Annotated in this window: 13 protein-coding genes and 1 tRNA gene; 3 read left to right on the forward strand and 11 right to left on the reverse strand. The window is 64.1% G+C overall.

Annotated features, from left to right (window positions below):
* Position 1: 1 nt before the first annotated feature.
* The 8 genes from phoB to recJ all read right to left on the reverse strand — a co-directional run bounded on the left by phoB (position 2) and on the right by recJ (position 8,381).
* Complete coding sequence (gene phoB, locus OIK40_RS00770; protein ID WP_273675391.1) at positions 2-691, reverse strand: phosphate regulon transcriptional regulator PhoB; 690 nt, start codon at positions 689-691, stop codon at positions 2-4.
* Between the two features lie 116 nt (positions 692-807).
* A complete protein-coding gene (gene phoU, locus OIK40_RS00775; protein WP_273675392.1) occupies positions 808-1,476 on the reverse strand; it encodes a phosphate signaling complex protein PhoU in 669 nt (222 codons plus the stop codon).
* Positions 1,476-2,243, reverse strand: a complete 768-nt coding sequence (gene pstB, locus OIK40_RS00780; protein ID WP_273676042.1) for a phosphate ABC transporter ATP-binding protein PstB — start codon at positions 2,241-2,243, stop codon at positions 1,476-1,478. Before pstB ends, phoU begins: the two co-directional genes overlap by 1 nt.
* A gap of 17 nt (positions 2,244-2,260) precedes the next feature.
* The gene (gene pstA / locus OIK40_RS00785; RefSeq protein ID WP_273675393.1) at positions 2,261-3,571 is read right to left on the reverse strand and encodes a phosphate ABC transporter permease PstA; all 1,311 of its coding nucleotides are present in this window, start codon (positions 3,569-3,571) and stop codon (positions 2,261-2,263) included.
* Positions 3,568-4,953 (reverse strand): phosphate ABC transporter permease subunit PstC, encoded by a 1,386-nt coding sequence (gene pstC / locus OIK40_RS00790; RefSeq protein WP_273675394.1) that lies wholly within the window; start codon positions 4,951-4,953, stop codon positions 3,568-3,570. The genes pstA and pstC overlap by 4 nt, the downstream gene beginning before the upstream one ends.
* Before the next feature lie 113 nt (positions 4,954-5,066).
* A complete protein-coding gene (locus tag OIK40_RS00795) occupies positions 5,067-6,296 on the reverse strand; it encodes a sensor histidine kinase (RefSeq protein ID WP_273675395.1) in 1,230 nt (409 codons plus the stop codon).
* A 118-nt stretch (positions 6,297-6,414) separates the two neighbouring features.
* A tRNA-Glu gene (locus OIK40_RS00800) sits at positions 6,415-6,489 on the reverse strand.
* Positions 6,490-6,581: 92 nt separating this feature from the next.
* Positions 6,582-8,381, reverse strand: coding sequence for a single-stranded-DNA-specific exonuclease RecJ (gene recJ / locus OIK40_RS00805; RefSeq protein ID WP_273675396.1), 1,800 nt, complete (start codon positions 8,379-8,381; stop codon positions 6,582-6,584).
* A gap of 85 nt (positions 8,382-8,466) precedes the next feature.
* Between recJ and OIK40_RS00810 the strand changes: the two genes are divergently transcribed.
* The 3 genes from OIK40_RS00810 to OIK40_RS00820 all read left to right on the forward strand — a co-directional run bounded on the left by OIK40_RS00810 (position 8,467) and on the right by OIK40_RS00820 (position 10,418).
* Complete coding sequence (locus OIK40_RS00810) at positions 8,467-8,961, forward strand: flavodoxin family protein (RefSeq protein ID WP_273675397.1); 495 nt, start codon at positions 8,467-8,469, stop codon at positions 8,959-8,961.
* Positions 8,962-9,227: 266 nt separating this feature from the next.
* Positions 9,228-9,899 carry a hypothetical protein gene (locus OIK40_RS00815; RefSeq protein ID WP_273675398.1) on the forward strand — a complete coding sequence of 224 codons (672 nt, stop codon included), beginning with the start codon at positions 9,228-9,230 and terminating at the stop codon, positions 9,897-9,899.
* Positions 9,900-10,418 (forward strand): AHH domain-containing protein, encoded by a 519-nt coding sequence (locus OIK40_RS00820; protein ID WP_273675399.1) that lies wholly within the window; start codon positions 9,900-9,902, stop codon positions 10,416-10,418.
* A 7-nt stretch (positions 10,419-10,425) separates the two neighbouring features.
* Here OIK40_RS00820 and OIK40_RS00825 read toward each other — a convergent pair whose 3' ends face one another.
* The 3 genes from OIK40_RS00825 to OIK40_RS00835 all read right to left on the reverse strand — a co-directional run bounded on the left by OIK40_RS00825 (position 10,426) and on the right by OIK40_RS00835 (position 13,403).
* A complete protein-coding gene (locus OIK40_RS00825; RefSeq protein WP_273675400.1) occupies positions 10,426-11,430 on the reverse strand; it encodes an NAD(P)H-dependent flavin oxidoreductase in 1,005 nt (334 codons plus the stop codon).
* A gap of 89 nt (positions 11,431-11,519) precedes the next feature.
* Complete coding sequence (locus OIK40_RS00830; RefSeq protein ID WP_273675401.1) at positions 11,520-12,563, reverse strand: amidohydrolase family protein; 1,044 nt, start codon at positions 12,561-12,563, stop codon at positions 11,520-11,522.
* A gap of 60 nt (positions 12,564-12,623) precedes the next feature.
* Complete coding sequence (locus OIK40_RS00835) at positions 12,624-13,403, reverse strand: DUF2189 domain-containing protein (RefSeq protein WP_273675402.1); 780 nt, start codon at positions 13,401-13,403, stop codon at positions 12,624-12,626.
* Positions 13,404-13,415: the final 12 nt, after the last annotated feature.

Genomic DNA, 13,415 nt, shown 5'->3' on the forward strand with positions numbered 1-13,415 from the left:
CTCAGCTGGCTTCGAGCGCGTATCCCGCCGAGCGGACGGTGCGGATCGGGTCTTTCGCGCCCTCGATCCCGATCGCCTTGCGCAGGCGGCGGATGTGCACGTCGACCGTGCGCAGCTCGATGTCCGAACCAGTGCCCCAGACGCCGTCAAGCAACTGGCCGCGGCTGAAAACCCGCCCAGGGCTTTCCATGAAGAACTTGAGCAGGCGGTATTCGGTCGGCCCGAGTTGCAACGGACGCCCGCGGCGCTGGACCTTGTGGGCGACCGGATCGAGCCGCAGGTCGCCAACCTCGATCGTCTCGCCGGCCAGCGCCGGACGGATGCGGCGCATCACCGCCGCCACGCGGGCGAGCAGTTCACGCGGGGAGAAAGGCTTGGTCAGGTAATCGTCCGCGCCCGTCTCCAGCCCGCGCACGCGATCATCCTCGGCCTCGCGCGCGGTGAGCATGATGATCGGAACGTGGGCGGTTTCCTTGTCGCGGCGCAACCGGCGGCAGACCTCGATCCCGCTGGTGCCTTCGATCATCCAGTCGAGGATGATGAGATCGGGCACATCCTCTGCCGCCAGCACCAGCGCCTCGTCACCGTCGCCGGTGCAGCGGACGTTGTAGCCCTCGTTCTGGAAACGGTATTCGAGCAGTTCGGACAGCGCGGGATCGTCTTCGACCAGCAGCAGTTTGGCAGCGGACATGCGGTGATGCCTCCTCAAGCCCCCTCAGGAGCGATGCCCGACCCTATGTTTCACTTCGGCTACAATTTGATGAAACTGCACCCGAAGAGTTTTCCACACAAGCGGGCAGGGCAATCCTACCTGTCGCCTTCCGGCGGATAGGCGCCGGTTGCGGCAAAGTGCACCATCTCCGCCACGTTGGTGGCGTGATCGCCGATCCGCTCGATATTGCGAGCCACGAACAGCAGCTGTGCTGCGCTCGAAATGGTCGAAGGATTTTCAACCATATGGCTGACAAGATTGCGGAAAATGCTGTTGTAGAAGGCGTCAACCTTGGCGTCGGTGGCGATCACCTCGCGGGCCAGATCGGGGTCGCGCGCGGCATAGGCGGTCAGCACATCGTGCACCATCTCGCCCGCCAGTTCGCCCATCGCGGGCAGCAGGGTGAGCGGTTCGAACCGGGCGCGCCCTTCGATCATGCCGACCCGCTTGGCGATGTTCTTTGAATAATCGCCAATCCGTTCTACCACGCCGCCGATCTTGAGCGCAGCGATCACTTCGCGCAGATCGTCTGCCATGGGCGCGCGCAAAGCAATGATGCGCACCGCCAGCTTGTCGACCTCGGTTTCAAGCGCGTCGATCCGCTTGTCGCGGGCAACCACCTTCTCGGCCAGTTCCTCGTCCCCGCGCACGAGCGCGTCGAGCGATTCCTGAATGGCGACTTCGGCCAGCCCACCCATCTCCGCGATCAGACCGCGCAGGCGGGTAATGTCCTCGTCGAATGCCTTGACGGTATGTTCGGCCATCAGCCGTACCTTCCTGTAATGTAATCCTTCGTCCGTTCCTCGATAGGATTGGTAAAGATTTCAGATGTGGGGCCGTATTCTACCATCTTGCCCAGGTGGAAGAAGGCGGTGCGCTGGCTGACGCGGGCGGCCTGCTGCATCGAGTGGGTGACGATCACGATGGCATAACGACCCGAAAGCTCGTCGATCAGTTCCTCGATCTTGGCGGTGGCAATGGGATCGAGCGCGGAGGCCGGTTCGTCCATCAGGATGACTTCGGGATCGACAGCGATAGCGCGGGCGATGCACAGGCGCTGTTGCTGGCCGCCCGAAAGCGCGGTGCCCGAATCCTCGAGCCTGTCCTTGACCTCGTCCCACAGACCAGCGCGGGTCAGCGAGCGTTCGACGATCACGTCGAGATCGGCCTTCTTCTCCGCCAGACCATGGATCTTCGGCCCGTAGGCGATGTTTTCGTAGATCGATTTGGGGAAGGGATTGGGCTTCTGGAACACCATACCGACGCGGGCGCGCAGCTGCACCACGTCCATCCGATCGCCATGGATGTCATCACCTTCCAGTTCGATCAGGCCCGTGACACGCGCGGAGGGAATCGTGTCGTTCATGCGGTTGAAACAGCGCAGGAACGTCGACTTGCCGCAGCCCGACGGGCCGATGAAGGCCGTCACGTAATCGGGCGAGATATCGATCGACACGTGATCGATCGCCTGTTTGTCGCCGTAATATACGCAGACGTCACGCGCGCGAATCTTCGCGTTTTCGTCGGCCATGTTGGGATGGATCACAGTCACCAGCGTTTCTCGAACTTGTTGCGAAGGTAGATGGCAAGGCCGTTCATGGCGAGCAGGAACACCAGCAGCACGATAATGGCTGCGCTGGTGCGCTCGACAAAGCCGCGGTCGATCTCGTCCGACCACAGGAAGATCTGCATCGGCAGCACCGTGGCGGGCGAGGTAAAGCCGTCTGGCGGGGTCGCGACAAAGGCGCGCATCCCGATCAGCAGCAGCGGCGCGGTTTCGCCCAATGCGCGAGCCATGCCGATGATTGTGCCCGTCAGCATCCCCGGCAGGGCGAGCGGAAGGACATGGTGGAACACCACCTGCACCGGCGAAGCGCCGACCGCGAGCGCGCCGTCACGGATCGAAGGCGGCACTGCCTTGATCGCGTTGCGTCCAGAAATGACGATCACCGGCATCGTCATGAGTGCGAGCGTCATCCCGCCGATCAGCGGAGCCGAACGCAGGTTCGGGAACAGCGACAGGAAAATCGCCAGACCCAGCAGGCCGAAGATGATCGAAGGCACCGCAGCCAGATTGTTGATCGACACCTCGATCAGGTCGGTCCAGCGGTTCCGCGGCGCGTATTCTTCCAGATAGAGCGCCGACAACACGCCGATCGGGAAGGCCAGCACCAGCGTCACCAGCATCGTCAGGATTGAACCCTTGAGCGCGCCCCAGATGCCAACGGCCTGCGGGCTTGTCGCGTCAGAGCGGGCAAGGAAGCCCCAGTCCCATTTCTTCGCCAGTTTCCCATCGGCGGATAGTCTTGCAGCAAGCGCCTGTTCTTCGGGCGAGCCTTCGCCCTCAAGGCCGGCAGCAAGGCCGGAAGAGGCCGGCAGATCGAAGGTTTCGCTGCGGTTGATGAGCGAGGGATCATTTGCCAGCGCCGCGGCGACATCGCGCCATGCGTCGGGGGAAAGTTCGGCAGCCGCGTCGGCCCCGAGCTGTTCCTCGGCATAGAAGGCCACCACTTCGGACAGGCCCTGCATCTCGAGCGTCTGGGTCGCGCTCGGCGCGGTAAGCGACACGGCATCGCCGGTGACGCCGCTTTCGGGGAAATCGATGGTCACAGTCAGTTCGGCGCGCTGGAAGCCACCGATACCGTTCACCAGCATGTTGCCGAGCAAGAACACCAGCACCGCGACCGAGAAGGCCACGGCAGACAGGCCCATGAGGCGGAAATTGCGTTCGGCGCGGTAACGCTTTGCAAGCCGCTTTTCGAAGGCGGGCGTACGCGTCGGGCCGAGCGCGTCGTGGCGGCCCGCGGCCAGCGCCTCGGCAATCGATCCGCCGGAGGGGGGAGGGACGGAACTACTCATTCATAGGCCTCCCGGAAGCGCTTGACGACGCGTAGGGCGATGAAGTTGAGCGCCAGCGTCACCATGAATAGCACGAAGCCGAGCGCGAAGGCGCTGAGCGTTGCCGGGTGATCGGTGCTCTGTTCGCCGGTCAGCAGCTTCACGATCTGCACCGTCACGGTCGACATCGGTTCGAGCGGGTTGAGGGTAAGGTTGGCGGCAGGCGAGGCAGCCATCACCACGATCATGGTTTCGCCGATAGCCCGGCTGACGGCGAGCATGATCCCCGCAACGATGCCCGGCAGGGCCGCCGGAAACAGCACGCGCCGGATCGTTTCCGACTTGGTCGCGCCCATCGCCAAACTGCCATCACGCATCGCGCTGGGCACGGCAGCCATCGAATCGTCCGCCATCGACGAGACGAAGGGAATGATCATCACCCCCATCACAACGCCTGCGGCCAGCGCGCTTTCGGTCGAGGCGCCGGAAATGCCGATCGCCACCGCCGCATCGCGGATTGCCGGCGCGACGGTGAGCGCGGCGAAATAGCCATAGACCACCGTGGGAACCCCCGCGAGGATCTCCAGCAGCGGTTTGACCCAGGTGCGCACGCGCGGATCGGCATACTGGGTGAGATAGATCGCGCTCATCAAGCCGAGCGGAATGGCGACGATCATGGCGATGATCGCACCGATAAAGATTGTCCCCCAGAACAGCGGCACCGCGCCGTAACGGGACGGGTCGACCGCATCGGGGCTGACCATCGTGTCCGGCCCCCATTTGGTGCCGAACAGGAATTCGATCGGCGAGACCATTCCGAAAAAGCGTACGGTTTCGAACACGAGGCTGGCGAAGATGCCGAAGGTGGTGAGAATCGCCACCAACGATGCCAGTAGCAGGATCGCCATCACCGTGCGTTCAACCCGCGTGCGGGCGCGGAAGTCGGGGCGCAGTCGCAGGAAGGCAAAACCGCCGCCCGCGACCGCGATCAGCACCGTCACGATCACGCCGATGATGTTGTAGCGCGTCATCGCCTCGCGAAAGGGTGCAACCAGCGGTTCGGCATCGCTGTTGAACACGCCCGGCGCACTGCCCTGCGCCACCGCGCGCGCTTCGCCGAGAAAGGCATCGCGTTCGAATCCGAAGGCGGGGAGTTCGGCAGCGGCGGGCGAGGCGAGCACGCTTTGCGTCACCAGCTGCGGGGCAATCGCCGACCATATGGCGACGAAGGCCAGCACCGGCAGGGCCACCCACAAAGCCACATACCAGGCATGATAAATCGGGCGCGACACCGGACGATGCGCCGGATCGCTGCTCTGGAAGCTCCATGCCTTGGCACGGCCCGCGAGCCATCCGGCAAGACCGAGCCCGATGGCAATCAGGATGAGCGTGATCGGCGACATTGAATGAACCTGTTATCCCCGTTCCGAGGCGTGCGAGAATCAGCGGACTGAATTGCGTGATGTAGCCCGACCGTTAAGCAATGGCGGGCGCATGTTGAAGAAATAAGACACCTCTATGACAGTTCTTCGGTTTCCGCCTCTTGCGAACCATCCGTCAGGGGCGGTTCGCGTTCGGACAGAGGGATGCGAACCACCACACGGGTGCCTTTGCCCAGTTCGCTGGTGATGTCGAGCCGTCCGCGGTGACGTTCGACGATATGCTTGACGATAGCCAGGCCCAGCCCGGTCCCGCCCGAGGCGCGGCTGCGGCCGGGATCGGTGCGATAAAAACGGCGGGTGAGATGCGGGATCTGTTCGGGCGCAATGCCTTCGCCCTCGTCCTCGACACTGATCCGCGCCTGATCGCCTTGGACAAGGTCAAGCATGACCTTCACCGGCTTGTCATTAGCGCCGTATTTTAGCGCATTGTCGACAAGATTGCGCACCACCTGTTCGAGCTGCTGCTGATCGCCCACGACAATCGGTGCGGCGGCAAGTTCGAGTTCAAGCCGATCGATCCGCGCAGACCCGGCGGCGTCGCGTGCAGCGCGCTCGACCAGCGGCGCAAGCTCGATGCGCTCGGTCGGCAGCTCATGCTTTTCCGCCTCGACCCGCGACAGGCTCATCAGATCGCTCACAAGCGCGTGCAGTCGCTGCGCCTCGCGTTCGATGATGCCGAGGAATTTCTGCGCGGTTGGCGTGTCGACCCTGCCTTCATCTTCGCGCAGCGTCTCGACATAACCGAGGATCGCGGCGAGCGGGGTGCGCAGTTCGTGACTGGCATTGGCGACGAAATCCGTATGCGCGCGGCTGATATCGGCCTCGGCGGTCTGGTTGGTCAGTTCCAGCATCGCAAGCCGGTCGCCGATCGACTGGCGATGGATCTGCCAGATGTCCTGCCGCCGAACGAGCCCGCGCACGATCGCCTCGCCGCTGCGGTTTTCGTTGAGCAGCGTGATCGCTTCGGGCTGGCGCAGCGCCACGCGCGCATCCTGACCGACAACATGGGTACCCAGCATTGTGCGCGCGGCGCGGTTGGCCAGCGCAATGGCGTTGCGATCAGTGATGAGGATCGGGGTCGAGAAATTTTCGATCAGGTCGCGGATTGATTCAAGATCAAGGGTCCGCTTGACGGTGGCGCGCGGCGGTTCGGGCGGACGACCGGCGGCAACCAGCAGCGATCCGACCCAAACCAGCAGCACCGACAATGCGATAACGGCGTCGACGCCGAGCAGCATCATTGCCACGAAGGTGACCGCAGCCAGCGCGATTCCCGCGACCGGAAAGTTCTGGCCCATGCCCATGGCGCAGCGCCTTACAGCCAAGTGGAGAAAGTGGAAAGCGCAAGCCGCGCCAAGCCCGCAAAAGCAAAAGGGCGGCAAGGCCGAAGCCTGCCGCCCGTTTGTTTCGCAACCGGAAGAGTGGTGACCCCTACGGGAATCGAACCCGTGTTTCAGCCGTGAAAGGGCCGCGTCCTAACCGCTAGACGAAGGGGCCACATCCGTTGCGAGAGCGCGCAACTAGGGGGGTGAATCGGATCGGTCAAGCCCCGTTTGCGCACAGGGGCAGGAAAAATCGTACAAGCCTGCTCAATCGGCGAAGGCGGCATCCTCAAGCTGCAATTCGGCTGCCGGACGGCTACCCCAGTCGTCGATGCGTGCGCGTCCGGCAAGGTGGAAGCGCCGCCCCGCGCTGCGGTGGAGCAGCGTCTGCGCCATCTCGGTCTCGGCAGCGCGGAAAGCGATTGCCTTGAAAGAGCGTCCGTCATTGCCGCTGGCGATCAGCCGCAGATGATCCTTGCCGACGATATCTGCTTTGACGATCCGCACCGGGCCGACGGCGACACGCGGAGCAGGCCAGCCAACGCCGTAGGGCCCTGCAGCCTCAAGCGTTTCGACCAGTTCGGGCACAAGCCCGCCGGGGGCAAGTGCGAGATCCAGCAGCATCGCCGCCCCGGCGCGGGCGCGTTCGACATCGCGGGCGAGTCGTTCGTCAAGGAAGCCCGCAAAATCGGCCAGCCGCCCGCTTTCGATGGTAAGCCCCGCCGCCATCGCGTGCCCGCCGCCAGCCAGCAGCAATCCGCTCTCGCGCGCGGCCATGATTGCCGCACCCAGATCGACGCCGCTGATCGATCGGCCCGAACCTTTGCCCTGGCTATCGTCCAGCGCGATGACGATCGCAGGCTTGCCGGTCTTTTCCTTGATGCGCCCGGCGACGATCCCGATCACGCCCGGGTGCCAGCCGTGCCCGCTAAGGACCTGCACGGCCATGTTGTGCTGGCCTGCGAGCTGCGCTTCAGCGGCTTCCTGCACCTCGGCTTCGATCGCGCGGCGTTCCTCGTTCAGCTGGGAAAGCTGCATCGCGATTGCGCGGGCTTCCTCGGCATCGGTGGTGGTGAGCAACCGCACGCCCAGCGTCGATTCGCCGATCCGTCCGCCTGCATTGATGCGCGGGCCGAGCGCGAAGCCGAGATCGCTCGCCTGGGGTGCGCGATTGAGCCTGCTGGCATCCATCAACGCCGCCATGCCGATCCGTTCACGCCGGGCAAGAACCTTCAGGCCCTGAGCGACAAAGGCGCGATTGAGCCCGTGCAGAGCGGCGACATCGGCAACCGTGCCCAGCGCCACCAGATCGAGCAGACCGATCAGGTCCGGCTCGCGCCGCTGCGCGAACCAGCCCTTGCCGCGCAAGACCCTCACCAGCGCCACGCCCAGCAGGAAAGCGACGCCGACCGCCGCGAGGTGGCCGTGCGCCGCGCCCAGATCGCTTTCGTCCAGCCGGTTAGGATTGACCAGCGCCGCAGCAGGCGGCAGCTCGGGCGAGCATTTGTGGTGATCGACCACGATCACGTCGACGCCCGCCTGCTGCGCCATCGCCAGCGCTTCGTGCGCCATCGCCCCGCAATCGACCGTGACAATCAGGCTCGAGCCCGCTTCGGCCAGTTTGACCAGCGCCTCACCGCTCGGGCCGTAGCCTTCAAGCAGGCGGTCGGGGATATAATAGCCCGCATCGTGACCGAGCTGGCGCAGCAGTTCCACCAGCAGAGCGGCGCTGGTCGCGCCGTCGACATCGTAATCGCCGTAAATCGTCACCTTCTCGCCGGTCATCACCGCATGAGCGAGCCGTTCCGCCGCGGCATCCATGTCGCGGAAAGTCGAAGGATCGGGAAGGAAGTCGCGCAATGTGGGCCGGGCGTGACGGGCCAGATCGTCCTCAGCCACGCCGCGGGTCAGCAACAGCTGGTCAAGGATCGAGCGATCGAGACCCTGGGCTGCCTCTGTCCCCAGTTCCATATTGCCGCCACGCCAGCGCCACGCCTTGCCCGAAAGCGACGCGGTAACCCCCAGGACGTGGGCATGGGGTGCAAGGGACAAAGAGGGGGAGGCCATGGCGAGTGTCCTATCGCAAGACGGGCACGGCGGACAGGAGCAGATGATTGACAATCGACAGAAATGCCGGGCAGGCAAAGGGGCGATGGACGATGCGCAAGCCTCCGCAACCCTGCTGATCGTGTGGCACAGCCGCACAGGCGCGAGCGAGGCGATGGCACGGGCCGCTGCGGAAGGGGCCGGCAACGCGCTGCTGCTCCGCGCCGATGAAGTCGGACCGGACCATCTTCTTGGTGCAGGAGGCTACTTGTTCGTCTGTCCCGAAAACCTCGCCACCATGAGCGGGCTGATGAAAGAAATGTTCGACCGCAACTATTACGATGTGCTGGGCCGCATCGAAGGGCGTCCCTATGCCACGATCATTGCGGCAGGTTCCGACGGGCATGGGGCGCAGCGCCAGATTGACCGGATTGCGACCGGATTGCGACTGAAGCGTGTGGCCGATCCGGTCATTGTCAATTTCGGTGCCCAGACCCCGGAAGCAATTGCTGCGCCGAAACAGGTCGACGCCAACACTCTGAAACAATGTCGGGAACTTGGTTCAGCTCTGTCCGAGGGGCTTTGCCTGGGTATCTTCTAAGTTATGACCCTTATCGGGACAGCACCGCCTATTGGGGACTCGACGATAGCTGTCAAACAGGCCAAGGTTGAGGGCCGGTTTGCGGCCCGGCAAAGCGCAAAACGAAAAGAGGGGGCTCGACAATTTCACTGCCGCCGCACGCTGATGCCGCTGGGCTGCGCCTGCTGTTCGCGCCGGGCAAGCGGCCGACGCGCGCCGCGATCATTTCGTTCCTGTCGCGCCAGCATGTCGTATCGTTAAGCCATGATCCTTCAGAGGACGCCGCGTTGCGACTGGTCGCAGCGGACGGGGAGCATCTGCGCACCACAAAGGCGGCGTCTGGCCCGCCGGATGAATTGTGGTTGGAACTGCTGCGTGAAGGCCTGACATTCGATCTTCGTGGACTGGCCCCCGGTGCGGCGTGCCCCGCGCCGGAGATCGCACACCGGCTTGATCTTGCGCCGATAGCTGGAAATGTCGCGTTCGAATCGCTCGTGATTGCGCCCGGACCGCACCTTTCCGGCGGAGAGCGCAGCATGCCGGTGCTCAAGGGCATGCTCGCACTGGCGCGCGATCTGACCCAGCATTTCGATGATTTGCAGGCGGTGTACTGGGAACCATCGCGCAGCGCCATTGGCCGACGGTTCTTCGAATCGGTGGTGACCGCATGGCTGGAGGGCGGGGCCTTTCCGGCACTCGGCCTTACGGCATTCGAGGAAGCGCCGGACGGCGCCTTGCAGACCGTCGGGCTGGATCTGTGGATCGATCAGGAACTGCGGATCGAGCCGCCGCTTGCGACTGACAAGGTCGCGGGGACCCGGCTCGGTGTGCGGCTGATCAACCATCTGGTGATCGTCGGCGGGCTGGACCAGAGCGAGCGTATCATGGCTCCGGATGGTACCCGCCTTGTCATGCAGGCATCGCGCAACAGCCAGTTCATCCGGGTGAGGCGCGAGTAGATGGCGCTGCCGGGTCGCACCGTTTCTCGCACCATCATTGCCTTCCGCGCAGTCAACCGCCGTGGCGCCCCGGGTTACGACTCTTCGCTCCAGCGCCACCACCTGCTGCCGCGCCAATTGCTGTCGCGTCGCTGCTTTGGACGGATCTTCGCGCTGATGGGGCGCGAACGGGTGGGATTCGACGATTTCCGTTCCAACGGCCTTCTGCTCCCCGCCAACGAGGAGGCCACATTGCGCACGGGAATGCCGCTGCATCGCGGCCCGCACCGGCGGTATAACGAGGTCGTGATTGCCCGTGTCGGACGGATCGAGGAAGCGTGGGCACTTGGTTGTCCGCGCAATCCTGAGGCGGCGCTGGAAGATGCGCTGATGCGGCTTCAACTGCTGCAGACCGCCTTGCGCCGCCAGCTTCTGTCCGATCGCCGGCGGGTCCTGCTCAATCGCAGAGACCCACTCGGCACCGGTTTCGACTTCAGCGAACTCGACGCCATGGCCGAAGCGATTTGGACGGCGGGCTAGGCGTTTGTTACTCCGCCGCTTCGGCCAGCGTGCCCCACGGGGTGTAGCCCGAATTGGCCAGAAGCTGCGCCTTGGCGGCGTGATATTCGCGTTCTAGCCGGGCGACGAGATCTTCGACCGTGCCGACCTGCTTGATCGGGCCGATGCCCTGACCCGAACCCCAGATGTCCTTCCATGCCTTCGCCTTGGTGTTGCCACCGCTGCCGAAGTTCATTTTGGAAGGATCGCTGACCGGAAGATCGTCTGGATCCAGTCCGGCCGCTTCGATCGAGGAACGCAGGTAGTTGCCATGCACCCCGGTGAACAGGTTGGTGTAGACGATGCCTTCCGAGGAACCCTCGACGATGCCCTGCTTGTAGCCTTCGGTGGCATTGGCTTCCTTCGTCGCGATGAAGGCGCTTCCGGCATAGGCGAAGTCCGCGCGCAGGGCCTGTGCGGCAAGGATCGAGGCCCCGTGACCGATCGATCCCGACAGCGCCACCGGCCCGTCGAACCATTCGCGGATTTCCTGCATCAGCGCGAAGGGGGACAATGCGCCCGCGTGCCCGCCCGCACCGGCCGCCACCGGGATGAGGCCGGTCGCCCCCTTTTCGATGGCCTTCATGGCGAAGCGGTTGTTGATCACGTCGTGCATCGTGATCCCGCCCCAGTTCTTCACCGCCTGATAGACTTCCTCCCGCGCGCCGAGCGAGGTGATGACCATCGGCACCTGCCACTTCTCGCAAGTGGCCATGTCGGCCTCGATCCGATCATTGGTCTTGTGAACGATCTGGTTCACCGCGAAGGGCGCGGCCGGACGGTCGGGGTTTTCGCGATTGTGCTTGGCCAGTTCCTCGGTGATCTGGTGAAGCCATTCGTCGAGCAGCGACTGGGGCCGGGCGTTGAGCGCGGGGAAGCTGCCGATAATACCCGCCTTGCACTGCGCGATCACCAGTTCGGGGCCGGAGACGATGAACAGCGGCGATCCGATCAGCGGCAGACGCAGGCGATCGAACGGGGCGGGAAGGGGCATCGGTTTCTCCTTAAAACTGTATTCTTAACCCGCGTCTCTAACGCGAGTTCCGGCGCTGCCAAGCACGATTTTGACGAGCGGCGAAGCGCCTAGGCGAGCAGTTCCTCCAGCCCGTAGAAACGCGCCGCCGTGCCTGCATAAAGCGCGCCCTTTTCGTCCGCGCTGGCCGAGCGGGTGAGGCGCTTGAAGGCGTTCCACAGCACCGCATAGTCCGCACCCCAGTAATCGACCGGGTAGTTACTTTCGAACATGGCGCGGCCGGGTCCGAAGGCCTCGATGCAGGTTTCGATATAAGGGCGCCATAGCGCGGCGAGATGCTCCGAGCCGAAGCCTGCTGCCGGGCCTTCCTCGGGCAGGGCGCAGAAGGCCATGGCGAGCCCGCCGAGCTTCACCACCACGTTCTCGCACTTGGCAAGCTCGTGGATATTGTGCCGCCAGGCGTCGAATCGCTCGTGCAGCTTGCCCTTATAGGCAGCCACCCCCAGCGGCGTGCCGCAGTGATCAAGGCAGATCGGCTGATCGGGAAAGGCGCGTGCCAAGTCGATCACGTCGGGCAGCTGCGGTTCCAGCACCCATGCGTCGAAAGTCATGCCGCGCTTGCCCAGTTCGGCAAAGCCTTGGCGGAAGGTGGCGTCACGATAGAGGCCTTCAGGTGCGTGGAACGGCGGGCCGAGCACCTCCGGATCGGCATCCCATGCGCCCTGATGGCGGATACCCTTGAAGCGGCGCGGTGCGGCGGCGTGGAGTGCGTCGAGCACTTCGCTAGCCTTGCTCCCCAGCATCAGATCGGCATGACCAACAATCCCCGCGCATGGCCGGCCGGGTCCGTAAAGCCCGCTTGCCCCCTGCGCCGCGACGCCGTTGACGAATTCCACCTCGCCCACCGGCTTCAGCGCATCGCCATAGGCCCCGTTGTAAAACGCGCCGCATTCCATGAAAACGGTGGCGATAATGTTGTGTCCGCTGGTCAGATGCGCGTTGAGCTGGTCGAAGGTATAGTGTGCATTGTCCACCAGACCGGCGATGAAGTGGTGCCGCGGTTCCGGGAACATCGACAGCATGCCCCGCAGGTCCCACAGGTGATGGTGCGGATCGATGATCGGCAGATCGGGTTCGAGGATTTCTTCTGTCATGTGTCTCTCCCTGATCGGCTTTCTAGGCAGGCGTGTCCCCCGCGGCCAAGCGCAAAAGCGTCAGGCGACCGCGCGGCGATAGAGGTGCCACGTGGCATGGCCGAGCACAGGCAGGGCAACCATCAGGCCCACGAATGCCGGGATCATCGCCACGAACAGCAACACGGCAATGATCGCCGCCCAGCCTAGCATCACAATGAAATTACGCCGTACGACCGTGAAGCTGGCGATGATTGCGGTGAGGAAATCGACCTTGCGTTCGACCAGCATCGGCAGGCTGATCACGGTCATGGCGTAGAAGGCGAATGCCATCACCGCGCCCACCGCACTGCCGACCGCCAGCATCATAAGGCCCGCAGGCGTGAGAAAGGCTTCGATCGATTCCCCGCCCATTCCGCTTTCAGCCATGAAGATCGCGAATATGGCGTGGGCGACGATCATCCAGAAGGAGAACGCGACGAATACGATCACCCCCATCGACAGGATCTGGTCATCGCCGTGTCCTTTCAGCGCGCCGAGCACCGCGCGCCACGACAGGGGCTGTCCTGCCTCCCGCCTCCGGCTCGCCTCGTAGAGGCCGACTGCCACGAAGGGCGCGACCAGGGGGAAACCCGCCATGGCCGGAATGAGCCATGTCGGTTCACCGCCGGTAATTGCCGCCCAGCCCATTGCCAGCCCTGCAACGACATAGACCCCGCCGAAGAACATCCCGAATTGCGGCATGCTGCGAAAATCGCGCCAGCCCGCAGCCAGCGCTCTGCCGAGATCGCCGAAAGCCAGATCGCCCGCCACCTGCGGCGGTGTGGGCGGTATGGCGGTGTCATGATCCAGCACTTCCATCGGCGACGGCCC

It is taken from the genome of Erythrobacter fulvus, from assembly GCF_028595285.1.
GTDB classification, from domain to species: Bacteria; Pseudomonadota; Alphaproteobacteria; order Sphingomonadales; family Sphingomonadaceae; genus Erythrobacter; species Erythrobacter fulvus.

Excerpts from the sequence above, each read along its gene's own strand:
- OIK40_RS00810 (WP_273675397.1), top strand. The coding sequence starts at position 8,467 with ATGGACGATGCGCAAGCCTCCGCAACCCTGCTGATCGTGTGGCACAGC.
- pstA (WP_273675393.1), bottom strand. The coding sequence starts at position 3,571 with ATGAGTAGTTCCGTCCCTCCCCCCTCCGGCGGATCGATTGCCGAGGCG.
- OIK40_RS00795 (WP_273675395.1), bottom strand. The coding sequence starts at position 6,296 with ATGGGCATGGGCCAGAACTTTCCGGTCGCGGGAATCGCGCTGGCTGCG.
- pstC (WP_273675394.1), bottom strand. The coding sequence starts at position 4,953 with ATGTCGCCGATCACGCTCATCCTGATTGCCATCGGGCTCGGTCTTGCC.
- OIK40_RS00820 (WP_273675399.1), top strand. The coding sequence starts at position 9,900 with ATGGCGCTGCCGGGTCGCACCGTTTCTCGCACCATCATTGCCTTCCGC.
- phoB (WP_273675391.1), bottom strand. The coding sequence starts at position 691 with ATGTCCGCTGCCAAACTGCTGCTGGTCGAAGACGATCCCGCGCTGTCC.
- OIK40_RS00830 (WP_273675401.1), bottom strand. The coding sequence starts at position 12,563 with ATGACAGAAGAAATCCTCGAACCCGATCTGCCGATCATCGATCCGCAC.
- OIK40_RS00835 (WP_273675402.1), bottom strand. The coding sequence starts at position 13,403 with ATGGAAGTGCTGGATCATGACACCGCCATACCGCCCACACCGCCGCAG.
- OIK40_RS00825 (WP_273675400.1), bottom strand. The coding sequence starts at position 11,430 with ATGCCCCTTCCCGCCCCGTTCGATCGCCTGCGTCTGCCGCTGATCGGA.
- phoU (WP_273675392.1), bottom strand. The coding sequence starts at position 1,476 with ATGGCCGAACATACCGTCAAGGCATTCGACGAGGACATTACCCGCCTG.
- pstB (WP_273676042.1), bottom strand. The coding sequence starts at position 2,243 with ATGGCCGACGAAAACGCGAAGATTCGCGCGCGTGACGTCTGCGTATAT.
- recJ (WP_273675396.1), bottom strand. The coding sequence starts at position 8,381 with ATGGCCTCCCCCTCTTTGTCCCTTGCACCCCATGCCCACGTCCTGGGG.